Source organism: Pseudarthrobacter sp. NS4, from assembly GCF_024758005.1.
Lineage (GTDB): Bacteria > Actinomycetota > Actinomycetes > Actinomycetales > Micrococcaceae > Arthrobacter.
Genome location: NZ_CP103288.1, coordinates 2,226,170 through 2,251,659 on the forward strand (window position 1 = coordinate 2,226,170; position 25,490 = coordinate 2,251,659).

Annotated in this window: 26 protein-coding genes; 10 read left to right on the forward strand and 16 right to left on the reverse strand. The window is 63.4% G+C overall.

Annotation, left to right across the window (positions count from 1 at the left end):
• Positions 1-37 precede the first annotated feature (37 nt).
• From NXY83_RS10470 to NXY83_RS10485, 4 genes are all read right to left on the reverse strand, one after another.
• Entirely contained in the window at positions 38-436 is a 399-nt protein-coding gene (locus tag NXY83_RS10470; protein WP_258802188.1) for a VOC family protein, read from the reverse strand.
• 441 nt (positions 437-877) lie between these two features.
• The gene (locus NXY83_RS10475) at positions 878-1,237 is read right to left on the reverse strand and encodes a hypothetical protein (protein WP_258802189.1); all 360 of its coding nucleotides are present in this window, start codon (positions 1,235-1,237) and stop codon (positions 878-880) included.
• Between the two features lie 222 nt (positions 1,238-1,459).
• Complete coding sequence (locus NXY83_RS10480) at positions 1,460-1,609, reverse strand: hypothetical protein (protein WP_258802190.1); 150 nt, start codon at positions 1,607-1,609, stop codon at positions 1,460-1,462.
• A gap of 29 nt (positions 1,610-1,638) precedes the next feature.
• A complete protein-coding gene (locus NXY83_RS10485; RefSeq protein ID WP_258802191.1) occupies positions 1,639-2,112 on the reverse strand; it encodes a VOC family protein in 474 nt (157 codons plus the stop codon).
• A gap of 70 nt (positions 2,113-2,182) precedes the next feature.
• Between NXY83_RS10485 and NXY83_RS10490 the strand changes: the two genes are divergently transcribed.
• Positions 2,183-2,584, forward strand: coding sequence for a DUF3054 domain-containing protein (locus NXY83_RS10490; RefSeq protein ID WP_258802192.1), 402 nt, complete (start codon positions 2,183-2,185; stop codon positions 2,582-2,584).
• Between the two features lie 128 nt (positions 2,585-2,712).
• Positions 2,713-2,994, forward strand: a complete 282-nt coding sequence (locus tag NXY83_RS10495) for an Lrp/AsnC family transcriptional regulator (protein WP_013601017.1) — start codon at positions 2,713-2,715, stop codon at positions 2,992-2,994.
• Between the two features lie 6 nt (positions 2,995-3,000).
• On the opposite strand, the gene trpD is transcribed toward NXY83_RS10495, so the two are convergent.
• A complete protein-coding gene (gene trpD, locus NXY83_RS10500) occupies positions 3,001-4,056 on the reverse strand; it encodes an anthranilate phosphoribosyltransferase (RefSeq protein WP_258802193.1) in 1,056 nt (351 codons plus the stop codon).
• Positions 4,057-4,285: 229 nt separating this feature from the next.
• Here trpD and NXY83_RS10505 point away from each other — a divergent pair, with 229 nt between their 5' ends.
• The 4 genes from NXY83_RS10505 (at position 4,286) to NXY83_RS10520 (ending at position 8,537) form a co-directional block, all read left to right on the forward strand.
• A complete protein-coding gene (locus NXY83_RS10505; protein WP_397427600.1) occupies positions 4,286-4,843 on the forward strand; it encodes a heme-copper oxidase subunit III in 558 nt (185 codons plus the stop codon).
• Positions 4,844-4,929: 86 nt separating this feature from the next.
• On the forward strand, positions 4,930-5,718 hold the full coding sequence (locus NXY83_RS10510; RefSeq protein ID WP_258802195.1) for a c-type cytochrome: 789 nt from the start codon (positions 4,930-4,932) through the stop codon (positions 5,716-5,718).
• A gap of 97 nt (positions 5,719-5,815) precedes the next feature.
• Positions 5,816-6,889, forward strand: coding sequence for a ubiquinol-cytochrome c reductase iron-sulfur subunit (locus NXY83_RS10515; protein WP_258802196.1), 1,074 nt, complete (start codon positions 5,816-5,818; stop codon positions 6,887-6,889).
• The gene (locus NXY83_RS10520; protein ID WP_258802197.1) at positions 6,867-8,537 is read left to right on the forward strand and encodes a cytochrome b; all 1,671 of its coding nucleotides are present in this window, start codon (positions 6,867-6,869) and stop codon (positions 8,535-8,537) included. Before NXY83_RS10515 ends, NXY83_RS10520 begins: the two co-directional genes overlap by 23 nt.
• Before the next feature lie 128 nt (positions 8,538-8,665).
• On the opposite strand, the gene NXY83_RS10525 is transcribed toward NXY83_RS10520, so the two are convergent.
• A complete protein-coding gene (locus NXY83_RS10525; RefSeq protein ID WP_258802198.1) occupies positions 8,666-9,436 on the reverse strand; it encodes a GntR family transcriptional regulator in 771 nt (256 codons plus the stop codon).
• A gap of 169 nt (positions 9,437-9,605) precedes the next feature.
• Here NXY83_RS10525 and NXY83_RS10530 point away from each other — a divergent pair, with 169 nt between their 5' ends.
• The gene (locus tag NXY83_RS10530; protein ID WP_258802199.1) at positions 9,606-9,908 is read left to right on the forward strand and encodes an HPr family phosphocarrier protein; all 303 of its coding nucleotides are present in this window, start codon (positions 9,606-9,608) and stop codon (positions 9,906-9,908) included.
• Positions 9,909-9,989: 81 nt separating this feature from the next.
• Here the strand turns inward: NXY83_RS10530 and NXY83_RS10535 are convergent, their stop codons facing one another.
• The 5 genes from NXY83_RS10535 to NXY83_RS10555 form a co-directional block, all read right to left on the reverse strand.
• Entirely contained in the window at positions 9,990-10,391 is a 402-nt protein-coding gene (locus tag NXY83_RS10535) for a cytochrome c oxidase subunit 4 (protein WP_258802200.1), read from the reverse strand.
• Positions 10,388-12,115: a cytochrome c oxidase subunit I gene (gene ctaD / locus NXY83_RS10540; RefSeq protein WP_258802201.1), complete on the reverse strand. Its 1,728-nt coding sequence runs from the start codon at positions 12,113-12,115 to the stop codon at positions 10,388-10,390. The genes NXY83_RS10535 and ctaD overlap by 4 nt, the downstream gene beginning before the upstream one ends.
• 10 nt (positions 12,116-12,125) lie before the next feature.
• Complete coding sequence (coxB, locus tag NXY83_RS10545) at positions 12,126-12,998, reverse strand: cytochrome c oxidase subunit II (protein ID WP_258802202.1); 873 nt, start codon at positions 12,996-12,998, stop codon at positions 12,126-12,128.
• A 188-nt stretch (positions 12,999-13,186) separates the two neighbouring features.
• Entirely contained in the window at positions 13,187-13,573 is a 387-nt protein-coding gene (locus NXY83_RS10550; RefSeq protein ID WP_009359026.1) for a HesB/IscA family protein, read from the reverse strand.
• Between the two features lie 161 nt (positions 13,574-13,734).
• Positions 13,735-15,192, reverse strand: a complete 1,458-nt coding sequence (locus tag NXY83_RS10555; RefSeq protein WP_258802203.1) for a dipeptidase — start codon at positions 15,190-15,192, stop codon at positions 13,735-13,737.
• Between the two features lie 92 nt (positions 15,193-15,284).
• Between NXY83_RS10555 and NXY83_RS10560 the strand changes: the two genes are divergently transcribed.
• Positions 15,285-15,887, forward strand: coding sequence for a DUF3043 domain-containing protein (locus NXY83_RS10560; protein WP_258806160.1), 603 nt, complete (start codon positions 15,285-15,287; stop codon positions 15,885-15,887).
• A 72-nt stretch (positions 15,888-15,959) separates the two neighbouring features.
• On the opposite strand, the gene NXY83_RS10565 is transcribed toward NXY83_RS10560, so the two are convergent.
• Entirely contained in the window at positions 15,960-17,048 is a 1,089-nt protein-coding gene (locus tag NXY83_RS10565) for a quinone-dependent dihydroorotate dehydrogenase (protein WP_258802204.1), read from the reverse strand.
• A 74-nt stretch (positions 17,049-17,122) separates the two neighbouring features.
• On the opposite strand from NXY83_RS10565, the gene NXY83_RS10570 reads away from it, so the two are divergent.
• Complete coding sequence (locus tag NXY83_RS10570; RefSeq protein WP_258802205.1) at positions 17,123-18,103, forward strand: alpha/beta hydrolase; 981 nt, start codon at positions 17,123-17,125, stop codon at positions 18,101-18,103.
• 1 nt (position 18,104) lies between these two features.
• On the opposite strand, the gene NXY83_RS10575 is transcribed toward NXY83_RS10570, so the two are convergent.
• From NXY83_RS10575 to leuA, 3 genes are all read right to left on the reverse strand, one after another.
• Positions 18,105-18,959, reverse strand: coding sequence for an isoprenyl transferase (locus tag NXY83_RS10575; RefSeq protein WP_258802206.1), 855 nt, complete (start codon positions 18,957-18,959; stop codon positions 18,105-18,107).
• Positions 18,960-18,961: 2 nt separating this feature from the next.
• Positions 18,962-19,714 (reverse strand): DNA repair protein RecO, encoded by a 753-nt coding sequence (recO, locus tag NXY83_RS10580; protein ID WP_258802207.1) that lies wholly within the window; start codon positions 19,712-19,714, stop codon positions 18,962-18,964.
• An 85-nt stretch (positions 19,715-19,799) separates the two neighbouring features.
• Positions 19,800-21,539 carry a 2-isopropylmalate synthase gene (gene leuA, locus NXY83_RS10585; RefSeq protein ID WP_258802208.1) on the reverse strand — a complete coding sequence of 580 codons (1,740 nt, stop codon included), beginning with the start codon at positions 21,537-21,539 and terminating at the stop codon, positions 19,800-19,802.
• Positions 21,540-21,790: 251 nt separating this feature from the next.
• On the opposite strand from leuA, the gene NXY83_RS10590 reads away from it, so the two are divergent.
• The gene (locus NXY83_RS10590; protein ID WP_258802209.1) at positions 21,791-23,743 is read left to right on the forward strand and encodes a M13 family metallopeptidase; all 1,953 of its coding nucleotides are present in this window, start codon (positions 21,791-21,793) and stop codon (positions 23,741-23,743) included.
• Positions 23,744-23,828: 85 nt separating this feature from the next.
• On the opposite strand, the gene NXY83_RS10595 is transcribed toward NXY83_RS10590, so the two are convergent.
• A complete protein-coding gene (locus tag NXY83_RS10595; protein WP_258802210.1) occupies positions 23,829-25,379 on the reverse strand; it encodes an LCP family protein in 1,551 nt (516 codons plus the stop codon).
• Between the last annotated feature and the right edge of the window lie 111 nt (positions 25,380-25,490).

Genomic DNA, 25,490 nt, shown 5'->3' on the forward strand with positions numbered 1-25,490 from the left:
GGGCGGATATACAAGAATTTTTGCCGGCGCACTGGCGTCACGCGTCCGGAATCCCGGTAACTGATGGTCCTGCCGCCAGCTGGCTGACGAGTCCCACCGTGGTTCCCTCGCTGTCCCGTATGAAGGCCATCCACTCGTCCATGCCGGGCGGACCAAGCATCCCGTCACTGTGCCTGTAGATGATGTGCGGGGCAGTTACCAGCTCTACTCCCCTGCCCGTGAGCTCGGCCACGGTCTTCCTCACATCGGGAACGCCGAGGTACAGAAGTGCCCTCGGGGCGTTTGCTTCCAGCAGCAGCCGCACGCCGTCGAGATCGAAAAACACAAGGCCGGGCGGGTCAAACACCGCTGTTGGCTGAACCGCCAGCAGATGGGAATAAAACGCCGCCGCCCGACGAAGATCACCGGCGTACTGGGCAACCTGAATCAAGCGCATAGTTCCTGCCTTCCCTGTATCTGGTCAGCCCGGCTTGGTCCATCCTGCTCACTCACACGAAGTCCGGCAAGAGCCGGCTGCCAGGGCTGGCCCGCGGGGGTGCCGGCAATTAGCGTGAGGTGCGACAAGTGGAAACTGCCGCGGTGTACTCCTTCGCGAAACCGGGCAGTCATGGATCAACTTGTGGCACCCACTCCGCAAGCTCAGCCCCGGTCTACATCGCCGCCCGATCAAGATGAAATGCTGGTCACGAGTGGTGCGTTTTGACAGGCCTCGCCACGACAGGGTTGGCACTTACTGACGACGGGTGCGGTAGGGGCCGTCGCCTGTACCGGCGTCAGGGCTTCTGGCTGTAATAGCTGGTGCGCACAATTGGTATATGGCGTCATCGATTCCATCTGATTCGCTCATGGTGTTCCCCCTTGCACTTGGTGTGATTCTTTATCGGTCGAGCACAGGGCCGGATTCGCGCCCTGCCTGTTGGTAAGTTTTCGCAGGCATCGGAATGGTCGGTACTGCAGAACCTGGGCGGATGGGAGCCATGCCGCGGAGACCAAGCTCCACGAACTTCGGCACCGGCGTCTTCTCTGATGCGGCTTGTTCCGGGGCTCCCACCGTGACCGGCTGGGGCATGGTCGCTGCGAAGGGCTTCAGTTGTTCGGTCACCACGGCGCGGATCCGCTGCGCTTCCCTTGTTCGTCCGGATTGTTGATACATCTCGTGGATGGCAAAAGCGGTGGTCACCAGCTGCAGCATGAGGGCCGATTGGGCAGCGGTTTTGTTCTTGCTCGATGCCGCCATGAACAACATGGCTGTACCGGCAATGGACGGTAGGGCTACGGGCTTGCTGTACTGGCGTGGTGAGCGCAGCTGCGTCGTGCGGGACAGTTCGGAAGCGGTCGCTGCCAGTGGTCCGGGCGTCGGTTCCAGGCGATGTGAGCATGCCGCGAATGCCCCTGATACTTCCCGTGCCGCCTTCGCCCAATGGCGTGGTCATCCTTCGGCAGGACGCGCAGCTTCGGGCTAGCTCCTGGTGCCTATTCCCGCACCCACCAGCGCGCCCAGTCCCAGGCCCAGTGCAAAGCCCACAACCGGGCTGTCGAAGACGGCGAGTCCAAGGGTGATGCCAACTGCAGCGCCCAGCAGGCAACAGATCCACAGGGGCTTGTTCAAAGAGCCTCCAAAAGGTTGCTGTGTTGGCGTCAGCCGTCGTAAGCCTTTTGCAGTTCCGCAATGTCCAGTTTTCGCATGCCCAGCATGACCTGCATTGCGCGCTGCGATCCCTGTGGATCCGGTCCGGCGATCAGCGACGGAAGGACTGTGGGAACAATCTGCCACGACACGCCGTACCTGTCCCGGAGCCAGCCGCACTGGCTTTCCGCGCCGCCGTCAGTTAAGGCTGTCCAGTAACGGTCCACTGCAGCCTGGTCCTCGCAGTCCACCACAAAGGAAACCGCTTCGTTGAAGCTGGAGCCGCGGGCGCCATTCAATGCAGTAAAGCCGCGCCCTTCCAGCTCGAAGTCGACGGCGATCGCCTCCCCCGGCGTATCCGGGGCGCCCTCCCCGAACCGGGAGATGTTGAGGATCCTGGAATCGTCGAAAACGCTGGTGTAGAACTGCGCAGCCTCTTCGGCCTGATTCTCGAACCAGAGGCAGGTCCCAATTTTTCGCGGCATGATTGCTCCCTTCCGGCTTGAGCCTAGTGTGGATCGCGCTGCCCGGGAATGGGAGGCTAGGCTCGAATCCATGAGTTTTTGGAATGTCGAGCCTGCCAGGTCCCCCTCAGCCAAGTTGCTGGCGGGTGCGGCGCTGACAGACATCGTGCTGATCCTGGTTTTTGCCGCCATTGGACGTGATGCCCACCAGCGCGGGGACGTTGTGTCCGGCGTGCTGCTCACGGCGTGGCCGTTCCTGGCAGGAGCGGCGGCCGGATGGTTGGCAACAAGGGCATGGCGGCACCCGTTGTCCCTGCGCAGGGCCGGATTGGGAGTGTGGCTTGGCAGTGTGGTGGGCGGCATGCTGTTGCGTGCCATCACGGGCCAGACCGTTGTCCTCCCCTTCATTATCGTGGCGCTGCTCAGCCTGGGCCTTTTGCTGCTCGGCTACCGTTTGCTGCTTGCCGGCATCCGTCGCCGCAGGAGCGTGTGACCTCCCCGCACGGCTGACCGGCTGGCGTCGGGCTGACGTCGGCCAGGTCGGAGGCTGATGTAATAGGCTGACAGCACCGAAACGCTTGCCGGGCCTAGCCGCGGCGCAACAGATCCGGAAGGGTTCACGTGATCACCGCATTCGTTCTGATCAAGACCGACGCTGCCCGCATCCCAGAGACAGCCGAGGAGATTTCCGCGATCGAGGGCATCAGCGAGGTGTACTCGGTGACCGGCGAATGGGACCTGATCGCCGTTGCACGCGTACACCGGCACGAGGACCTGGCAGACGTCATTGCCGACCGGCTGTCCAAAGTTCCGGCCGTAGTCCACACCACCACCCACATCGCCTTCAGGGCCTACTCCCAGCACGACCTGGATGCGGCATTCTCCCTGGGCTTCGAGCAGTAGGCGGGCCTAGGAGCTGGTGAGGGATACCCACTTCTCCAGCACAGCAGCGGCAGCACCGGAATCGATCGATGCGGCGGCGCGGCCGTAGGCATTACGCATCCGGTCGATGAACGGCCCCTCGGCAGCCCTGTCGAAGGCCACCAGCCCGGCTGCCGCGTTGAGCAGCACTGCATCCCGGGCGGGCCCTTCCTTGCCCGCCAGGACTTCCCGCACAACAACCGCGTTGGCCTGGGCGTCGCCACCGCGGAGCTGTTCGACCGTTGCCAGGCTGATTCCGAGGTCCCGGGGCGAAAAAGTCAGTTCCCGGACAGCGCCATCGCGGATTTCCCAGACCGTGGAAGGTCCGGTGGTGGTGAGTTCATCCAGTCCGTCGTCACCGCGGAACACCAGGCCACGGCTCCCCCGCCGGGCCAGGACACCCGCCACCAGCGGCGCCATCCCGGCATTCGCGACACCCACGGCAGAAGCCTGGACCTTGGCCGGGTTGGTCAGTGGGCCGAGGAAATTGAACGCGGTGGGGATGGCAAGCTCGCGCCTCGGGACTGCGGTGTGCCGGAATGAGGGATGGAAGACCTGGGCGAAGCAGAAGGTGATTCCCGCCTCCTCGGCGTTGCGCGCCACCTGGGCAATGGACAGGTCAAGCCTGACGCCAAGAGCCTCGAGCACGTCCGCAGACCCCGACGACGACGACGCGGCCCGGTTGCCGTGCTTGACCACCTTCGCGCCGGCACCGGCCGCCACCAGGGCAGCCATGGTGGAAATGTTCACTGTGTTGAGCTGGTCCCCGCCGGTCCCGACGATGTCGAGCTTTTCGCCCGAGATCGACACCGGATTGGCGTGTTCCAGCATCGCCGCCACCAGGCCCGAAAGCTCCTCCACCGTTTCACCCTTGGCACTGAGGGCGACCAGGAAGCCCGCGATCTGTGCAGCGGTGGCCTCCCCCGACATGATGGTGTCCATCGCCCATGAGGTGTTGTCCGCCGTGAGGTCCTTGCGATTGATCAATGCCGAGATCAGCCGGGGCCAGGTGTTGCCGGACGCCGGGGAAGCCTGTGAAGTCACCTCCTGATGCTATCGAGCGATGACAGGGACTGACCAATATGAACGGGCACCGGAACTTTTCGCGGCGATTTCGCGTCTTTGTAGAAAAAGTCCCCCGAAAAGGCGGTTTGCGTTGGGCAGCACGGACTTTTGCAGACATAATGTCTATGTGACATCTGCGACCCATGCCCCCAGTACCCCGGCGCACCCCACGCTGAACCGCCCAAATATGGTTTCCGTTGGAACCGTTGTGTGGCTGTCCAGCGAGTTGATGTTCTTCGCCGGTCTCTTCGCCATGTACTTCACGCTGCGCTCCACGAGTGCACAGATGTGGGCGGACGAGACGGCCAAGCTCAACTTCCCCTTTGCGCTCGCCAACACGATCGTCCTCGTGGCCAGTTCCTTCACTTGCCAGATGGGCGTCTTCGCCGCTGAGCGGCTCCAGCCGCGCCGGACCGGGGGTGTGTTCAAGTTCTCCCGCTGGGGAATGAATGAATGGTTCACCCTGACGTTCCTCATGGGCGCGTTCTTCGTCGCCGGCCAGGCCACGGAATACGCAATGCTGGTTTCCGAGCACGTCTCGCTCTCCTCCAACGCCTATGGCTCGGCCTTCTACATGACCACCGGCTTCCACGGCCTCCACGTCATCGGCGGATTGATCGCGTTCCTGCTGATCATGGGGCGGTCCTTTGCCGCGAAGAAGTTCGGGCACTTCGAGGCAACGTCCGCGATCGTCACCTCTTACTACTGGCACTTTGTCGATGTCGTGTGGATCGGCCTCTTCCTGGTCATCTACGTACTCAAGTAGCCAGCTTTGATTCTTTTTCTACAAGAGGCAGAATTTCAGGTAGCGGCTCCCGGAGCCGGCGCAGGAACGAATAAAGGAACCACCACGTGAAGGCACTCTCGCAAAAGCGGCGTCACCCACTAGCAGCAATCGCATTGCTACTCATGGGGCTCCTCGTCACTGGTGGGCTCTACGCCGTGGCCACCACCGTCAATGAGGCAAAGGCTTCCACCACCACCTACAGCGCAAACGACGTCGAGGAAGGCGGCAAGCTTTTCGCCGCCAACTGCTCCACCTGCCACGGCATGGGCGCCAGCGGGTCCCAGGCTGGACCGTCCCTCGTAGGCGTCGGCGCCGCGTCTGTTGACTTCCAGGTGGGCACCGGCCGTATGCCGATGCAGATGAACGGTCCCCAGGCCATGGAGAAGCCCGTCCAGTTCAACGATGAGCAGACCCGGCAGCTTGCAGCCTACGTGGCTTCCCTGGGTGCCGGTCCGGCAATCCCTGACGAAAGCCTGCTGGATGAGGGCGGAGACGCTGCCGTCGGTGGCGAGCTGTTCCGCACCAACTGCGCAATGTGCCACAACGCCGCTGCTGCCGGTGGTGCACTGACCCGGGGCAAGTTCGCTCCCGAGCTGGCAGGCGTATCAGGAAAGCACATCTACGAGGCCATGGTGACCGGCCCGCAGAACATGCCGGTTTTCAGCGACTCAAACATCACTCCCGAGGGTAAGCGCGACATCATCACCTTCCTGAAGCAGATCGAGTCCACCGGCTCCCCCGGTGGTGCCGCCCTCGGTTCCCTGGGCCCCGTTGCTGAAGGCCTGTTTGTCTGGGTTGCCGGCCTGGGTGTCATTATCGCGTTCACCATCTGGCTGACCTCGCGCACGTCCTGACGTACCGCGAACCAAAAAACTTCTGCTGCCCTGTCAGCAGGTTGATATTAGAAACTAACCCGGCACCCGCCGGGACGAGAGAAGGATGAGGCGAATTATGGGCAACCATAGTGACGGCAGTCCGATCCACTCGGGCACCGTAGCTACGGCTGGTCAGAATGAGGTGGAGAAGTTCCAGGACCCTGGACTTCCTCCGCACCGTTTGCGCCTGGCTGACACGGACCCGAAGGCCGCAAAGCGGGCAGAACGGCAGGTCGCCTTACTATTTGGCATCTCCGTTGTTGGCACCCTGATCTTTCTGGTGGCGTATTTTGCCATTGATCTTGGGGTTGGAGAATCTACCATTGCCACCATCCGGCTGCAGAACATGCTGCTGGGTCTGGGAACGGCATTCTCAATGCTCGGCATTGGTACCGGCATCGTGCACTGGGCCAAGGCCCTGATGCCCGACCACGAAGTCTCTGAAGAGCGCCACAAGATCCGCTACGAAGAGGACCGTGTCGCCGCCGTGCGCATCGTCGACGACATCGTCGAAGAGACGGGCATCAAGCGCCGGCCGCTGATCCGCAACACCCTTCTGGGTGCCGTGGCCCTCGCGCCGCTGCCCGCAGTCGCCATCTTCGGCGACCTCGGACCGCGCCCGGACGACAAGCTTGCCCACACCATGTGGGCCCCCACCGACGGGCAGCTTAAGCGTCTTGCCCGCGACCCCGACGGCACCCCCATCAAGGCCTCGGATGTCACCATCGGCTCGGCTTTCCACGTTATTCCGGAAGGCCTGAACGAACTCCACGAGGGCAAGCTCAACGAGAAGGCCAAGGCCGTTGTGCTCCTCATGCGCCTGGACCCCGCGTCGTTGAACCCTTCCGCGGGCCGCGAGGACTGGGGCTACAACGGAATCGTTGCCTACTCCAAGATCTGCACCCACGTCGGTTGCCCTGTTGCCCTGTACGAGCAGCAGACGCACCACCTGCTGTGCCCGTGCCACCAGTCCACCTTTGACCTCACCCAAGAGTGCAAGGTGATCTTCGGCCCCGCCAGCCGGCCGCTCCCGCAGCTGCCCATCGCAGTTGATGACGAGGGCTACCTGGTCGCCACCAGCGACTTCAAAGAACCCGTAGGACCAAGTTACTGGGAGCGTGATATGCATGAGCGCAGCATCGACAGCTGAGCCCGCTTTCGCCGCCAAAACCAAGACCGGTCGGGTTACCGACTTTGTCGATTCACGTGTTGGCGGATCCGGAATCCTCCGGGAATTCGGCCGTAAGGTCTTCCCCGACCACTGGTCCTTCATGTTCGGCGAAGTGGCACTGTACTCCTTCGTTATCCTGCTGCTCTCCGGCACGTTCCTGACGTTCTTCTTCGACCCGTCCATGGCCGAGACACACTACGACGGTTCGTACGTTCCCCTCAAGGGCGTCGAAATGTCCGTCGCCTACAGCTCCTCCCTGGACATCTCGTTCGATATCCGCGGCGGCCTCTTCATGCGCCAGGTCCACCACTGGGCAGCACTGCTGTTCGTGGCGTCCATTGCCGTGCACATGCTGCGGGTTTTCTTCACAGGTGCGTTCCGCAAGCCGCGTGAGATGAACTGGGTAGTGGGCGGAGTCCTGCTCATCCTGGCCATGGCTGCCGGCTTCACCGGATACTCGCTCCCCGACGACCTGCTGTCCGGCAACGGCCTGCGGATTATCGACGGCGTGATCAAGTCCATCCCGATCGTCGGTACGTACATCTCGTTCTTCCTCTTTGGCGGAGAGTTCCCGGGAACGGTAGTTATTGGGCGGCTTTACATGCTGCATATCCTGCTGGTTCCGGCCCTGATCCTGCTGATGATCGTCCTGCACCTGTTTATGGTTGTCATCCACAAGCACACCCAGTACCCCGGCCCGGGCCGCAACGACAACAACGTTGTCGGCTACCCCCTCGGTCCTGTCTACGCTGCGAAAGCCGGTGGATTCTTCTTCATCGTCTTCGGTGTCCTGGCTCTGATGGCAGGTTTCTTCACCATCAACCCGATCTGGAACTACGGTCCGTATGACCCCTCCCCTGTGTCGGCCGGTACCCAGCCTGACTGGTACATCGGCTTCGTTGACGGTGCCCTGCGCCTGATGCCCGGTACGTTGGGAGACTGGTGGGTAGAGCAAGTCTGGTTCGGCTACGTCTTCAGTTTCAACGTCCTGCTGCCGGCCCTTGTGCCCGCCGGAATTCTGTTCACGGTGATGTTCATGTACCCGTGGATCGAGCGGTGGATCACCAAGGACGACCGCGAGCACCACGTGCTGGACCGTCCCCGCAACGCACCGACCCGCACCGCGATCGGCATGGCTGGGTTTGTCTGGTACTGCGTAATGTGGGCAGCTGCAGGTTCCGACCTGATTGCCACACACTTCGGTGTCTCCCTGAACGACGTCACGTACTGGCTCCGCGCCCTGTTCGTCATCGGCCCGATCATCGCGTTCATCGTTACGAAGCGCGTGGCCCTGGCCCTTCAGCGCAAGGACCGCGAGATCGCACTCCACGGCCGGGAGACCGGGCGAATCGTCCGCCTCCCGCATGGAGAGTTCATTGAGGTGCACGCACCGCTGGACGAGTACAAGCGCTACAAGCTGGTCGGCTTCGAGTCGCCTGAGGTTCTTCCGGCCGTCCCGAACGAGCATGGCGTGGTGACCCGCAAGGAGAAGCGCCGGGCGTTCCTTTCCAAGTGGTTCTTCGAGGACCGCGTGGCTCCGGCAACGCCTGCTGAGCTGGAAGCCGCCCACGGCCACGGCCATGCAGCCGTAGAAGCCCCGGAAGAAGCAAAGAGCCTTTCCCACTAAGCTCGGCATGCCACACAGAGAAGGCCCGGTCCGAATGGACCGGGCCTTCTCTGTTCCCCGGTTCGGATGCTTTCCACGACCGTCCTGCACATCCTGACGGGTGCCTCGACGGTTCCCCGGCAGTAGTCCTAGTGGTTGCGTGCCCTGCGTGCCCCCGGACGCTGCAGGGGCACCCACAGCTTGTATCTGTCCGCCCGGTAATAGGACACCGAGTAGTCCACCATTGCGCGTGCCACAAAGGCATGCCGCTGGATTTTCAGCAAAGGCGATCCCACCTCCACGTTGAGCAAGCGGGCGGTGGACGGGGAAGCCGCTGTGGCTTCGATCATGTCCTCTCCCCACTCCATCACCAGTCCGAATTGCTCGCTGAGGACGTTATAGAGGGACGTGGGCGGTTCCCCGTCCAGGAGTCCGGGTACCCGGTGGGCAGGGATGAAGTTCTCATCGACGCTCATGGGCTCACCATCCGCCAGGAGCAGCCTGCGGAACCGGACCAGCGGCGTCCCCTCGTCCAGCTGCAGCTCACGCGCCAGGAAGGCACTGGCCCCGATCTGTTCGAAGCTCAGCACCTTGGCCGCCGGGACCATTCCGCGGCGCTGCATCTCTTCGCTGTAGGAGGTCAGTTTTACCTGCAGGTCCAGTTTGGGCCGGCGGACGAAAGTGCCCAGTCCCACCACGCGTTCGATGACCTCTTCACCGACCAGCGCGTCGATAGCCTGCCGGACGGTCATCCTGGCAAGGCCGAACCGTTCCGCAAGATCCCGCTCTGAGGGCAGCGCGGAACCGGGCGGGCACGACTCGGCAATGTAGGTCCGCAGGATTTCCCGCAGTTGGATATAGATCGCCGTGCCGCTGGTGCGGTCGATGTCGCCCTTAATGCCTTTAGCGCCAACCGCCATGGTCTGTCTCCCCTGCCGTCGAATTTCCCCTTCAATGGTAGGGCAGGTCTAGACGAGCCGGTTCCGGCCTGGGGCGCCCTGGGCATTGTGCAGGATGAAGGCCCGCTATATTAGGTCAGGAAATTCTGTTACCCGACGGATGGGGGCCGTCACGACGAAGGAGTCCCCTTTGCCAACACACAAGGCCGTAGTCACAGCCGCTGTCGGACTGCACGCCCGTCCTGCCGCAGTCTTTGTCCGGGCCGTCACCGACACCGGCCTTCCTGTAACCATCGCCAAACCCGGTAACGCCGGTGTGGATGCCCGGTCCCTGCTCCAAGTGATGACCGCTGACTTCCAGCACGGCTGCGAAGTGGTGCTGGGCATCAATGAGAGCGCCCTGAGCGGGCCTCTGAGCCGCGAGAAAGCTGACGACGTTCTCGGGTGTCTCGTAAGCCTCCTCGAGTCCCAGGGCGTTGTGCAGGCTTCCTGAGAACCATAGCGTTTCAGCACTAACAAAATAACGACGTCGGGCCCCACCTTAGGTGGGGCCCGACGTCGTTATTGATATTGACTAGTGTGCGTGGTCTCCGCGGCTGTACTCGTAAACCCAGCCGATGAGGGCTACCACAGCAAGACCGGCTGCGATGTAAACAATCCACCAGCCAACTGCCAGGCCAAGGAAGCCACCCGCGCAGGCGAGGCCCAGCACCAGTGGCCACCAGCTCCAGGGGCTGAAGTGGCCCTGTTCGCCGGCGCCTTCGTGGATTTCAGCATCGCTGCGGTCCTCGGGACGCAGCCCGATACGCTTGCCCGTGAAGCCGAGGTATCCGCCGATCATGCCGGCGAGGCCGCCGACAAGGAGGATGCCCAGGATGCCAACCCACTCGCCCCAGTTGGTCAGGAAACCGTAAACCACGGCTACCGGGACAAAGAAGAAAACTCCGGCTCCAAAGATCCAGGATTCGATTTTCACTGTGCGGTGTCCTTCTGGTCGGCGTTGCCCAGAGCCTGGGCTGCAAGAGCGGGGGACTCAACGGTCTGGACCTGGCGAAGTTCCGGGTGGTGAAGGTCCAGTGCAGGACGCTCGGAACGGATCCGGGGCAGCGAGGTGAAGTTATGGCGGGGCGGCGGGCATGAAGTGGCCCACTCAAGCGAGGCACCGAAGCCCCAGGGATCGTCCACCTGGACCCTCTCAGCGCTGCGCCACGTGATGTAGACGTTCCAGAAGAACGGAATCAGTGAAGCACCCAGCACGAAGGAGGCAACGGTGGAGAACTGGTTCATCCAGGTGAAGTTGTCCTCCACCAGGTAGTCAGCGTAGCGGCGCGGCATGCCCTCAACGCCCAGCCAGTGCTGGATGAGGAACGTGCCGTGGAAGCCGAGGAAGAGGAGCCAGAAGTGGATCTTGCCAAGGCGCTCGTTGAGCATCTTTCCGGTCCACTTGGGCCACCAGAAGTAGAACCCTGCGAACATCGCGAACACCACGGTGCCGAACACCACGTAGTGGAAGTGTGCCACCACGAAGTAGGAGTCGGAGACGTGGAAGTCCAGCGGCGGGGAGGCCAGGATGATGCCGGTCAGGCCGCCGAAAAGGAAGGTGATCAGGAAGCCGATGCTCCACAGCATCGGGGTCTCAAAGGTCAGAGATCCCCGCCACATGGTGCCGATCCAGTTGAAGAACTTCACGCCCGTGGGAACTGCGATGAGCATGGTCATGAAGGCGAAGAACGGGAGCAGAACGGACCCGGTGACGTACATGTGGTGCGCCCACACGGTGACGGACAGCGCTGCGATGGCGATGGTCGCGTAGACCAGGCCTTTGTAGCCGAAGATCGGCTTGCGGCTGAAGACCGGGAAGATCTCTGACACGATGCCGAAGAACGGCAGCGCAATGATGTACACCTCCGGGTGGCCGAAGAACCAGAACAGGTGCTGCCACAGGACGGCACCGCCGTTCTCCGGGTCGAAGATGTGGGCACCGAAACGGCGGTCCGCGCCGAGGGCGAACAGGGCTGCTGCCAGCGGCGGGAAGGCCATAAGGACCAGGATGGCCGTGACCAGGGTGTTCCAGGTGAAGATCGGCATCCGCCACATGGTCATGCCCGGAGCGCGCATGCAGATGATGGTGGTGATGAAGTTGACGGCACCAAGGATGGTTCCGAAGCCGGACAGGGCAAGCCCGAAGACCCACAGGTCTCCACCGATGCCGGGGCTGAAAGTGGTGTTGGACAGCGGCGCGTAGGCGAACCAGCCGAACGAGGCAGCACCCTGGGGGGTGATGAAGCCCGAGACCGCGATGGTGGAGCCGAACAGGAAGAACCAGAAGGCCAGGGCGTTCAGGCGCGGGAACGCCACGTCCGGAGCACCGATCTGCAGCGGCATGATGACGTTCGCGAACCCGGCGAAAAGCGGGGTGGCGAACATTAGGAGCATCACTGTGCCGTGCATGGTGAACAGCTGGTTGTACTGCTCCTTCGTCTGCAGGATCTGCATGCCGGGCTCAAAGAGCTCGGCGCGGATCAGCAGCGCCATGACGCCGCCCAGGCAGAAGAAGATGAAGGACGCGATCAGGTACATGTACCCGATGGTCTTGTGGTCTGTGGAGGTAATCCAGTTGACGACGATGCGCCCCTTGGACTTGGGAACCACGGGAGCCGTCAGGACTCCGGTGGGTGCGGATTGAGTGTACGTAGCCACGTCGCTCCCCTTACTTAATTTCGTTCAGGTTCGGGTTGCGGTCGTACTCCACACCGAGGAGGCCTGTGTTGCCCGCTGCCTTCAGGTCGTCCAGGTGGGCCTGGAATTCAGATTCCGACACCACCTTGACGCGGAACAGCATCTCGGAGTGGTACTCGCCGCAGAGTTCAGCGCACTTGCCGTCGTAGGTGCCCTCTTTAGTGGGCGTAAACCGGATGTAGTTGGTTTTGCCCGGGATCATGTCGCGCTTCTGGAGGAAGGCGGGAACCCAGAAGGAGTGGATGACGTCGCGTGCGTTCAGTTCCAGGTCAACGGACTTGTTCACCGGCAAGTACAGGGTGGGGAGCTGTTCCTTGTCGATCGTGTTTCCGGTGAGGTGCGCCTGGACGCCGGCTTCGTAGACGTCTTCTTCGATGACGTCGCCGGCCTTGTAGTTGAAGTCCCAGGCCCACTGCTTGCCGCGGACGTCAACAACGACGTCGGCGGGCTGGGAGCGGTCATCAATGGCCTGCTGGTCGCGGTCGGTGAAGTAGAAGAACACCAGGACCATGAACAGCGGGATGGTCAGGTAAAAAACCTCGAGGGGAAGGTTGAAGCTGGTCTGCCGCGGGAACCCGACGGTGCCCTTGCGGCGCCGGTAGGCGACCAGGCACCAGACGATCAGGCCCCAGGTAATGATGCCCACGACCAGGGCGGCAATCCATGAGTTGACCCAGAGGTCCATGATGCGGTCGGTGTTGCTGGTGGTGCCACGTTCAGTGGGCAGCCACCCCTTCTCTACCTCTGGCGAACATCCGGTCAAAACCAACGCGCCGGCAATAGCCAAGCCAGTGATCGTTGTAATCGTTTTGCGTCGGCTGCCGGTTCGGTTCTGCGAACTCACAGACGGCCCTTCCTACTTGTTGCTGTTGTCCGGGCAGCCATCGGCAGCCCCGGGCACACTAAAAGTTTTACTACTCGGTGTAGAGCTTACCGCTCCGCCGGGCGTTTCGCCCACATGTCGGCGCCGTGCCCCCGTGCCAATGTATATGGCAGGTGACACGGCGCCGGCATCAGGCGAAACAACCGGGCCTAGTGGAAGGAATCTCCACAGGCGCAGGAGCCACCGGCGTTGGGGTTGTCGATGGTGAAGCCCTGCTTTGAGATGGTGTCTTCGAAGTCGATGCTCGCACCGCTCAGGTACGGCACGCTCATCTTGTCCACGACGACTTCGACGCCGTCGAAGTCGCGGACGGCGTCCCCGTCGAGGAGCCGCTCGTCGAAGTAGAGCTGGTAGATCAGTCCGGAGCAGCCGCCGGGCTGCACGGCAACCCGAAGGCGCAGATCCGTACGGCCTTCCTGCTCGAGAAGGCTGCGGACCTTGCCTGCTGCGACGTCGGTCAGGTTGACCTCGTGGACCGGCAGTTCGCCGGCAGCGCTGGTGGTTTCGGTGCTGTTCTCATTGGTTGCGGTGCTCATTGGCCTACCTTCTTAGGACGGGTCCTGGCGGCGCCGCCTTGGCGGTGCCAGCCCCTACGGATTGGGTATGGGCTATAGCTACATGCTACGTCGGACAGCCGTGTAGCTCTAACTACTGACGTAACCATGGAAGGACACCGGTTGTTCCCGGGACGCCACATTCAGGCAGGGGGCCGCTGCAGCCCACCGCTGTTGAGGCTGGCCAGCATCAAGGCTTCGGCCAGGATGGCTTTCCGGAAGTCACCGAGGTGCAGGGACTCATTTGCACTGTGCGCGCGTGAGTCGGGATCCTCCACTCCGGTCACCAGGATCTGGACGTCCGGATAGAGCTCCATCAGGTCGGCGATGAAAGGAATTGAGCCGCCAATTCCGGTCTCGACGGCGGGCACACCCCAGGCTTCCCCCAGTGCCCACATGGCCACCGTGGCCGCTGCGGAGGAGGTGTCGGTCTGGAACGGGTTGCCGCTCTCCCCCGGCGTGAAGACGACCCTTGCACCAAAGGGTGCATTGGCTTCGACGTGGCGTCGCACTGCTTCCATGGCCTCGGACGGAACCTGGCCCGGCGCCAGCCGCAGGCTGAACTTGGCCCGTGCCCGGGGCAGGAGGGTGTTGGACGCGACGTCAACGGCTGGAGCATCGAAACCGATGATGGACAGCGCCGGCTTGGTCCCGAGCCTGGACGTGATGCTGCCCGACCCGGCCAGGCGTACGCCGTCGAGCACGGACGCATCGGCGCGGTAGTCCGCTTCGGGCAGGTCCACTGTTGCGTTGTCCGTGGACACGAGGCCCTCAATGGCGACGTTTCCCTGGTGGTCGTGGAATGTGGCGATCAGGCGGGAAAGCAGGGTGGGCGCGTCCAGTACAGGACCGCCATACATTCCGGAGTGGACCGCATGCTCAAGCACCTGGACGTCAATAACTCCATCTACGAGCCCGCGCAGGCTCGTGGTGAGTGCAGGGACGCCCACTTTCCAGTTGCTGGAATCCGCGACAACGATGACGTCGGCCCGGAGCAGCTCGCGGTTGGCTTCGAGGAACGGCCGGAATGTGGGTGAACCGGCTTCCTCCTCCCCCTCGAAGAAGAAGGTGACGCCCAGCCCGAGTGCATCACCGAGGACCTCGGAAACAGCGGCATAGGCTGCCAGATGGGCCATGATGCCGGCCTTGTCGTCTGCTGCGCCGCGGCCGAACAGCCGTCCGTCCTTCTCCACCGCGGTGAAGGGCCTGGTGTCCCAGAGCGTTTCGTCTCCGGCGGGCTGGACATCGTGGTGGGCATATAAAAGGATGGTGGGTTTACCCTCGGCAGCAGGTCGTCGGGCGACGACGGCGGGCCCGCCCGGAGTGCCGTCCGCCTTGTTGCATCCCAGGATCTGCACCCCGTCCATGCCCGCGCCGCGGAGCAGTTCCGCCACAGCTTCAGCGCTGCGCTCCAGCGGGGTCCGGTCAAAGCTGGGCCAGGCGATGCCAGGGATGGCGACGAGTTCCTTGAGCCGGTTCAGCGTGACGTCAAAGGAGCGGTCAATCGAGGTCCGGAGCTCTTCTGTCCAGGAGTTTTCGTCAAGGCCCGGGTGTGTGGGGCCGCTGGAGTTGTGCGGGGTGGCCGTCGGCGATGAAGTCATGCCAAAAACACTACCCCCGTCACATTCACCCCCAGCGGAAGGCGATAGTGGCGCCAGGAATTCCGGGCTCGCCCGCAAGGTATTCTGTTGTGGTGTTCGGACGTAAAAAGGAAGCGCCTTCGGCGCAGGAATTAGTAGACCAGCAGGCGGCAGAGGCGGCGGCGCGGCAAGGCGGCGTGGCCGGCAAAGGCGCCCCGACTCCCACCCGCAGGGCGCAGGAGGCGGCACGCAAGCGTCCGCTCGTGCCGGAGGACCGCAAAGCGTCCAAGGCTGCCGAGCGCCAGGCCATCCAGGATCAGCGGCAAAAGATGCGCCAGGCGCTGGACACGGGTGACGAAAAGTTCCTGCCCCTGCGGGACAAGGGTCCCCAGAAGCGCTTCGCGCGCGATTATGTGGACGCCCGCTTCAGCCTGGGTGAGTACCTGATGTTCGGCGCGCTCGTCTTTGTCCTGGTGTCCCTGATGGTGCCGGCTTCCAGCGAACTGATGATTTATGTCCTGGGCGGATTCTGGGTGATGTTCCTGGCCGTTTTCGTGGACGTGTTCATCCTCTCGCGTAAGCTCCGCAGGCGGCTGACCGAAAAGTTTGGCGAGGTGGAACGCGGCACCGTCTGGTACGGCTCCATGCGCTCGCTCCAATTCCGCAAGCTGCGGTTGCCCAAGCCACAGGTCAAGCGCGGCCAGTACCCGGCCTGACCAGGCCGTCGCCAGTTATCGAGAGCATTGGCACGACCAGCCCCGGCGGGATCACCCGCCGGGGCTGGTCGTTTAAGAAGCCTGGCTGACCCGGGCCCTTGCCTTTTTCGCCAGCTGCCGGTTGATCCGGGCTGCCCAGAACGGTCCCTCATAGAGGAAAGCTGTGTAGCCCTGCACCAGGGTTGCACCGGCATCGAGCCTGTCCTGGACATCCTGCGCGGTTTCCACGCCACCCACAGCCACCAGAGTCAGGGCGCCCTCGGTTGCATCCTTGAGGCGGCGCAGAACTTCCAGGGAACGCTGCTTCAGGGGCGCGCCGGACAACCCTCCGGCCCCGCACGCTTCCACCTGCTCAGCCGGGGACGTGAGCCCGGTCCTGGAAATGGTGGTGTTGGTGGCGATAATGCCGTCCAGTTTGAGGTCGAGGGCAAGGCGGGCGACGTCGTCGATGTCCTCGTCGCTCAGGTCTGGCGCGATCTTCACCAGCAGCGGCACATGGCGCCCCGCTGCCCGGTCAGCCTCCTCACCCACCGCAGTGAGCAAAGGCCGAAGGGTTTCCACGTCCTGCAGCAACCGCAGTCCGGGAGTGTTCGGGGAGCTGACGTTGACCACCAGGTAATCGGCGGCGGGTGCGAGGCTGCGGGCGCTGACCAGATAGTCATCGACCGCATCGGCGAGTTCCACCACCTTGGTTTTGCCGATGTTGACGCCGATCACCGGCCGGAGGGCCGGGTGGCGGCGCTGAAGCGCAGCCCGGGCTGCCTTGAGCCGGGGGGCCAGGGCGGCGGCGCCGTCGTTGTTGAACCCCATCCGGTTAATCACCGCACGGTCCTGGACCAGGCGGAAGAGCCGTGGCTTTTCATTTCCCGGCTGGGCCTGGCCGGTAATGGTTCCTACCTCCACATGTCCGAAGCCGAGCTCGGTGAGGGCCTCGATGCCGTGGCCTTCCTTGTCAAAACCGGCCGCAAGCCCAAAAGGCGAGGGGAAGGTAAGGCCAAAGGCAGTCGTCTGCAGGGATGGCGCGGGTGCCATGACCTTCTGGAGGATCCTCCCGGCGCCGGAGCTATGCGCAAGCCGAATGCCCCTGAATCCGATTTTGTGGGCGCGCTCGGCGTCCATCCATGAAAAAGCCAGCCTGAAGAAAGTGGGGTAAACGCGCATGCCTCTAGTTTTCCGCCTCGGACGGCGCAGACCAAACGGCGCAGTCCGTGGGGACGTCGGAATAACATGAGTTCATGGAATGGCAGCGGGACATCCTGGGCGAAGAATTCGAATCCCACGCTTTCCTGGCCGCCGGCCCGGACGGTGTGGAACGCACGGCCACGCTGGTCCGTTTCCGCCCGGCGACACGTAACGCAACGCCTTCGCCGGACCGCCGCAGGGCTGTCCTTTTCCTGCACGGCTGGAGCGACTATTTCTTCAACGTTGACCTGGCGCGTTTCTGGTCTTCTGCGGGATACGACTTTTATGCCCTGGACATGCATAACCACGGCCGGAGCCTCCGTCCCGATTTCCCCGGCGGGTACGTCTCCGACCTTGCGGATTATGACGCGGAAATTGAACAGGCCTGCCGCTTGATCAGCAGGGAGAGTGCACCTGCCCCGCTGACCCTGATGGGGCATTCGACAGGCGGACTCGTGGCGGCGCTCTGGGCCAGCAGGCACCCGGGGGCCGTGTCGCAGCTGATCCTCAACAGTCCATGGCTGGACATGCACGGAAGCACGCTGGTTCGGCGCGCTGCCTCAAGCATGGTGGCACCGGTGGCGCGGTTCCGTCCCGAGGCAGTGCTGCGGCTTCCGGAGCGGGGCTTCTATTGGCGGACCATCAGCAGTGCGGCGGACGGGGAATGGGCCCTGGATGAACGGTACCGCCCGCCCATGGCCTTTCCGGTACGGGCCGGGTGGCTGAACGCGGTCCTCGCTGGCCACGCGCGCGTGGCACGCGGCCTTAACATCGAGGTGCCCATCCTGGTCCTGCTGTCCGGCGGAAGCGCCAACGGGCTTTTCTGGTCCGAGGAGATGCGGCGCACCGATGCCGTCCTGGACGTGAGCGTCATTGGCGCGCGGGCGCTCACCCTTGGCCGCACAGTGACCGTCGAACGGATCGACGGCGCCCTGCACGATGTGTTCCTCTCCCCCGCCGGCGTGCGCGCGGACGCATACGCCCGGCTGGCCCGCTGGCTGAAGGCCTACGGGGACCAGCTGGACAAGCCCTGAGCTAGGAAGAAGTGACCGGGCTTTCCCTGACCTTCTCAGCCGGTTTTGCTGCATCCACGGCGCCACCGTACCTGCGGTCCCGCTGGGCGTACTCTTCCACGGCCGCCCACAGCGTACGGCGGTCCACATCAGGCCATAGCGTATCCATGAACACGAACTCTGCGTATGCGGACTGCCAGAGAAGGAAGTTGGACAGCCGCTGCTCCCCCGAGCTGCGAAGAAACAGGTCCACGTCGGGAAGGTCCGGTTCGTCCAAATACTTCTGGATGGTCCGCTCGGTGATGGCCCCCGGCTTCAGCCTTCCGGCGGCGACCTCGGCGGCAATGGCGGACACGGCGTCGGTGATTTCCGCGCGCCCGCCGTAGTTAACACACATGGTCAACGTACAGGTGCTGTTGCCGGCGGTGAACTCCTCGGCCTCTTCGAGCTCCCGGATGACGGACCCCCAGAGCCTGGGCCGCCTCCCGGACCAGCGGACGCGGACTCCCCATTCGTCGAGCTGGTTCCGCTGACGACGAAGCACATCCTTGTTAAATCCCATCAGGAAGCGGACCTCCTCGGGTGACCGCCGCCAGTTTTCGGTGGAGAAGGCGTAGACGCTGACGTACTCGATGCCGAGTTCGATTGCCCCTGCCATCACGTCCAGCAGCGCGGGTTCACCGGCCTTGTGGCCCTCAATCCGCGGCAGCCCGCGCTGGTTGGCCCAGCGCCCGTTGCCGTCCATCACGATGGCCACGTGGCGGGGAATGAACTCCGGCGGAATGGACGGCGCCACGGCTCCGGACGGATGCCGGTAGGGGGCCACCACAGGATGGGTCCGCCTGCGGGAGGTATTGTTCTTTTTTCCCAGGGCCACTATCAGCTACGCTCCACATGCTTGAGGGATTTGAGGACTCGTTCGAGGTGCCATTGCAGGTAAGCCGCCACCAGGCCTGCGGCCTCCCTGCGGTGGACAGGCAGGGATCCGTCCGCGGTGGCCCAGTCGCCTGTGAGCAGGGCTGCCAGCAGGACGACAGTTTCAGGGGCGGGGGCCGGGGATCCCGGCGGACGGCACGCGCTGCAGACCATTCCGCCAAGCGGGGCGGCAAACGCAGTGTGCGGGCCCGGCAGGCCGCAGCGGGCGCAATTGGTGAAACTGGGTGCCCAGCCGCCGGTGGCCAGCGCCCGCAGCAGGTAGGAGTCAAGAATGAGGCCGGCGGCGTGTTCATCCCGGCTCAGGGCCGCCAATGCGCCCACCAGCAGGTTGTACTGCGCGGTGCCGGATTCGCCGTCCACGTCCGTAAGCTTCTCGGCGGTTTCGGTCATGGCCGCTGCGACGGTATAACGGCCGTAGTCCGCGGCGATGCTTCCCCCATAGGCCCCTTTGGCGACGGCCTGGGTGACGATGTCCAGGGTCCGGCCGGACACCAGCTGAAGGTCTGCCACCATGAATGGCTCCAGCCGGGCACCGAACCGGCTGCTGGTGCGGCGCACCCCTTTGGCGACGGCGCGGACCTGCCCGTGGTGCTTGGTCAGCAGCGTGATGATGCGGTCGGCCTCGCCCAGCTTGTGGGTACGGAGCACCACGGCGTCGTCCCGGTACGCCCGGGAAGCAAAAGACTGTTCGACCACGCTTTATCTTCCCATCCTCTCCGGGCGTCACGCTGCCGGATGCTGCCGTGCCGCCGGGAAGTCCCGGCGGCACGGCCCGGAGGCATCAGGCCTGGGCGTCGCGGATGGCGCGGTTCACGGCGGAGATGACGGCCTTCAGGGAGGACATGCTGGTGTTGGCATCGATGCCCACGCCCCACAGGACCCGCTCCCCCACGGCGCATTCGACGTAGGCAGCAGCCATCGCGTTGCCGCCTTCGGAGAGCGCGTGCTCGCTGTAGTCGAGGACCCGGACGTCCACGCCGTCCTCCCGCAGGATGCTGAGCAGCGCGGCGATGGGTCCGTTGCCGGTCCCCGTCCGGTCTACCTGCACACCGTCAACGGTGAGGGATGCGTGAAGCGTCATGCCGCCGTCGTCATCCGTTTCGGTCTTGACGGCGCCGAGGGAATAGCGGCCCCACTGCCCGTCAGTGCTGCCCGAGGGCAGGTACTCGTCCTGGAAGACCTGCCACAGCTGTGCACCGCTGACCTCACCGCCAACGGTGTCCGTGCGCCGCTGGATAACGCCGGAAAATTCGATCTGGGCACGGCGCGGCAGGTCCAGGCTGTGTTCGTTCTTGAGCAGGTAGGCCACGCCGCCCTTGCCGGACTGGGAGTTCACCCGGATCACGGCCTCATAGCTGCGGCCCAGGTCCTTGGGGTCCACGGGCAGGTACGGGACCTGCCAGGTGAAGTCGGCAACGTCCTTGCCTGCGGCGGCGGCGTCGCGTTCCAGGGCTTCGAAGCCCTTCTTGATGGCGTCCTGGTGCGATCCGGAGAACGCGGTGAACACGAGGTCGCCGCCGTAGGGCGAACGCTCAGGGACCGGCAGCTGGTTGCAGTATTCAACGGTGCGGCGGATGTCATCGATGTTGGAGAAGTCGATCATGGGGTCAATGCCCTGGACGAAGAGGTTCAGGCCCAGGGTGACCAGGTCGACGTTTCCGGTCCGCTCACCGTTGCCGAAGAGGCAGCCTTCGATCCGGTCGGCGCCGGCCATGTAGCCGAGCTCGGCCGCCGCTACCCCGGTGCCGCGGTCATTGTGCGGGTGCAGGGACAGGATGATGCCTTCGCGCGGGTGCAGGTGCCTGCTCATCCACTCGATCGAATCGGCGTAAACGTTCGGAGTGGCCATCTCCACGGTGGCCGGCAGGTTGATAATGACCTGGCGGTCAGCTGACGCCTCGAAAATGTTGGCAACGGCGTTGCATACCCGGACGGCGTACTCCAGTTCGGTGCCGGTGAAGGATTCCGGGGAGTATTCGTAGGTGACGTGGGTGTCAACGAGGGTTTCCTCGTACTTTTTGCACAGCCGCGCGCCCTGCAGGGCTATGTCCAGGATGCCGTCTTCGTCCTGGTTGAAGACTACGCGGCGCTGCAGGACCGAGGTGGAGTTGTACAGGTGGACGATGGCCTGCTTGGCGCCCACGAGGGATTCGTAGGTCCGCTCAATCAGGTGTTCCCGGGCCTGCGTGAGGACCTGGATGGTGACGTCATCCGGAATGTGGTTGCCCTCGATGAGCTGGCGGACGAAGTCGAAGTCGGTCTGGGACGCTGAGGGGAACCCGACTTCGATCTCCTTGTAGCCCATGCGGACCAGCAGATCGAACATCTTCATCTTGCGGGCCGGGCTCATGGGATCGATCAGGGCCTGGTTGCCGTCGCGCAGGTCCACTGCGCACCAGCGGGGAGCTTTGGTGATGACCTTGTCCGGCCAGGTGCGGTCCGGCAGCTCGACTTTGATCTGGTCCTGGAACGGCGTGTACCGGTGGGCAGGCATTCCTGAGGGCTTTTGTGCGTTTCGCATTACTTGGGGCCTTTTCTGGAGATCTTCATTGAAAGGGTGGCCGGGCAACACAAACTCCGCAGCGAGGGTGGGCCTTGCGCTAGATCGCGTCTGGGGCCTCGCCGCGGCAGCTAAGGAGAAGGAGCTCTGCACGCACCTTTTGAGAGTAACACGCGTGCGTAAGATGAAAGGGCACTACCGTCCGTAACGTCCAATATGCAGACCCCGCCGGTGTTTCAGCCGGCCGCGGCCTTTCAGCAAAAGGAGTTTCAGTGCCCATTTCGGGGATCGACCTGTCCACCATTGATCACACGGTCCGGCCGCAGGATGACCTGTACCAGCACGTAAACGGTGCATGGCTCAAGGCCACCGAGATTCCCGACGACCGGCCCCTCGAAGGAACGTTCACCGCACTGCGGGACGGCTCCGAAATCGCTGTCCGCGACATCATTGAGGAAGCAGCCGCCAAGGCTGAGGCCGCCAGTGGGATCGAGCGGAAGATCGGCGGCCTGTACAACAGCTTCATGGATGAGGCAGCCGTGGAAGCCAAAGGCATGGAACCCATTCGCCAGCGGCTCGCCGGGGTTTTCGCCACCACCTCCATCAGCGGCCTCATCTCGTTGGCCGGCCGGCTGTTCCGCTCCGACGTGGGCGGTCTTTTCTATATCTACCCGGCCCCGGACGCCGGGAATCCGGACCGTGTCCTGTTGTACACGGGACAGGGCGGCCTGGGACTTCCCGACGAGTCCTACTACCGTGAAGAGAAATTTGCGCCGATGGTGGCCGCGTATACGTCCCATGTGCGGACGATGCTTGCACTGGCGGATGTCCCGGATGCCGAGGCTGCAGCCGGGCGGGTTGTGGAGCTGGAAACAAAGCTGGCCTCGCACCATTGGGACAACGTCACCCTCCGGGATCCGCAGAAGACCTACAACCTGAAGAGTGCGGAAGAAGCGTCGGCGCTTTTCCCCCACCTGTCCACGTGGTTCGAGGCCGCAGGCATCGAAGCGGACAAGCGTCAGGAAATCGTAGTGAGCACGCCCGATTTCTTCGCCGGCGCGGCGGGGCTCCTCGAGTCGGAACCGTTGTCCGTGTGGCAGGAATGGCTGGCCATGCGGGTTATCAGTGCAGCAGCGCCTTACCTGTCCTCCGCTTTCGTGGATGCCAACTTCGCGTTCTACGGAACCACCATCAGCGGAACACCCCGGAACAAGGACCGCTGGAAGCGCGGGGTGGGCGTTGTGGAAGCGGCGCTGGGCGAGGCCGTGGGCCAGATCTACGTGGCCCGGCACTTCCCGGAGTCGCACAAGGCACGGATGCAGTCACTGGTCGCGAACCTGATCGAGGCATACCGCCGGAGCATCACGGACGTGGGCTGGATGGGCGAGGACACCAAGGCCGAGGCCCTCCGCAAGCTTGAGGGGTTCCGGGCTAAGATCGGCTTCCCTGACGAATGGATTGACTACTCTGCGGTGGAGATAGACCCCGACGACCTGCTGGGCAACGTGGAGCGGGCCCATAACGCCGACGTCGACCGCCACCTCGACGAGGTGGGCAAGCCGGTGGACCGCAACAAGTGGCTGATGACACCGCAGACCGTCAACGCCTACTACCACCCGATGATGAACGAGATCGTGTTTCCGGCAGCAATCCTGCAGCCCCCGTTCTTCACGGCAGACGCTGATGATGCAGTCAACTACGGCGGTATTGGCGCAGTGATTGGCCACGAGATCGGCCATGGTTTTGATGATCAGGGTTCGCAGTTCGACGGCGGCGGCGCCCTGCGGAACTGGTGGACGGATGAAGACCGCCAGGCGTTCGAGCAGCTCACCGCGAAGCTTGTGGCCCAGTACGACGCCCTGTCACCGTCTGCGGCACCGGGGCATAATGTCAACGGCCGGCTCACGCTGGGCGAAAACATTGGCGACCTGGCAGGACTGGCAATTGCGTACAAGGCGTACCGGATCAGCCTGGACGGAAAGGAACCCGAGGTCCTGGACGGGCTCACCGGGGAGCAGCGCTTCTTCGCTTCCTGGGCTGCCGGCTGGCGCCAGGTGATCCGGCAGGAGGAGGCCATCCGCAGGCTGGCCACGGATCCCCACTCCCCCAACGAGTTCAGGACAAACGCCATTGTGAAGAACCTGGACGCCTTCCACGAAGCGTTTGACGTCTCCGAGCAGGACGGCATGTGGATGCCTCCGGAAGACCGCGTCAGCATCTGGTAAGAGGACGCAAGGCGGGCCCACCGGTTAGTGGGCCCGCCTTGTCCGTTTTAAGCCTTTTCGAAACCCTTCCGCGGCAGCGGGACGGCTAACCCTGGACGATAAGCGCCGGGTTTGCCTGTTGGCAGGAGGCATCCTTGGCTGTCTGGTTGACGATGTCATCAGGCAGCGCGGCAGGAGCCTTGTAGGTGACTCCCGTTGTGAAGTCGGTGCCCAGAAAAACCTGCACGCCCGCGGCATTGGGGCCGGGCACTACCTGTGCTGCGGGTATCCCCAGCGCCGCGGCGACATCCGCTGCAACGTCCGCGAAATCCGGCGCGTAGTAAACCACTGTCTGTTCCACTGCTGTGGCCTCGAACTGGGCGGCCTGGGTGAAGCCTCCCGAGATCAGGGCCTGCACGATGTCCTGGGCGCGTCCCGGAACTCCGCTTCCGTTAGCCACTGTGACGGGCTGCAGGGCTTTGTCGTACGGCGGGAGCGGAGGCGCGGTCTCGGACGGGGCTGCTGTCGGTGGTGCAGGCGATTCCGTGGGTGACGGGGAAGGTGCCGTCGGGTCCGTCAGGTCAACGTCCTTCCGGAGGGCGGCGAACAGTTGGGAACCTGCGGGTTCGGCTATCTGCAGCCTGTTCTCGTCGAGGACGGCGGGCATGGTGGGGACAGCCACGAACGCCACCTTGCTGATGTCGATGTCCTTAAGCCGGTTGCCGATAGTCAGCAGGCTGGGCACCGAGGCCAGTCCTTCATCCACGGTCAGGTTCTGGGTGACAACGTCCGCGATTTTGAGCATCTTGCCGGGGTCCGACAACGTTCCGTCGTCCTTGATCTTGCGGGTGAGGGAGGACAGGAAGCCCTGCTGGGCCTTGATCCGGCCCAAATCGCCGCCGTCGGCAAAAGCGTGCCGTGTACGCAGGAAAGCGAGGGCCATTTCACCCTGCACCGTCGAGGTGCCTGCGGGCAGCCGAAGACGCGAATCCGGATCGTAGACGGCGTCGCTGATGCACACGTCTACTCCCCCAACAGCGTTGGAGAGTTCCTTCACCGCCGTGAAATCGGCCATCATAAAGTGGTCCACTTCCATGCCAGTGAGGTTATTGACGGTGTCCACTGCGCAGCCAATGCCGGCTTCTGCCATGGCCTCGTTGATCATCACATCCCTGCGGGCAGGATATACCTTGTTGGTTTCTTCATCCTTGCATTCTGGAATGTCAACCAGCAGGTCCCGCGGAAAGCTGATGACGCTGACGCGCTTGTTGTCCTCGGAGATGTCCATCATCATCATGACGTCAGACTTGCCGTAGCCCCTGGAATCGTCCGCGGTGCCGTATTCGGCGTTCTTCCCGTCACGTGTATCTGAGCCAAGGATCAGGATCTGCATCCGTCCGGTGGCGTCGTTCACCTCACCGTTGCCTCCGCCGGCATTCAGCGGTGCCTTGGAAATGTTGTTCTGGAGGCGGATGAACCAGAATCCGGCAAAGACGATCCCGCCTATGATGGCCAGCGACAGGACGGCAGTGACAGCTTTCAGCCAGACCGGCATTCCACGGACGGACCCCAGATGACGGGCAGCCCCTAGGGTGCCTTCTTCCGCGTGCCTCGACACTGGTCCCCTGGCTGACGCGTCAGCTCCATTTTCCTGCATGTCGCGGCCTCGCCCCACGTGATGAACCTTCCTCTAAAATCAAAATCCGGTCCATTTTAGTGGTCCAGTCTGGGAAAATCCCGGGCAGCCGTCCAATGGCGCCCGGTGAAG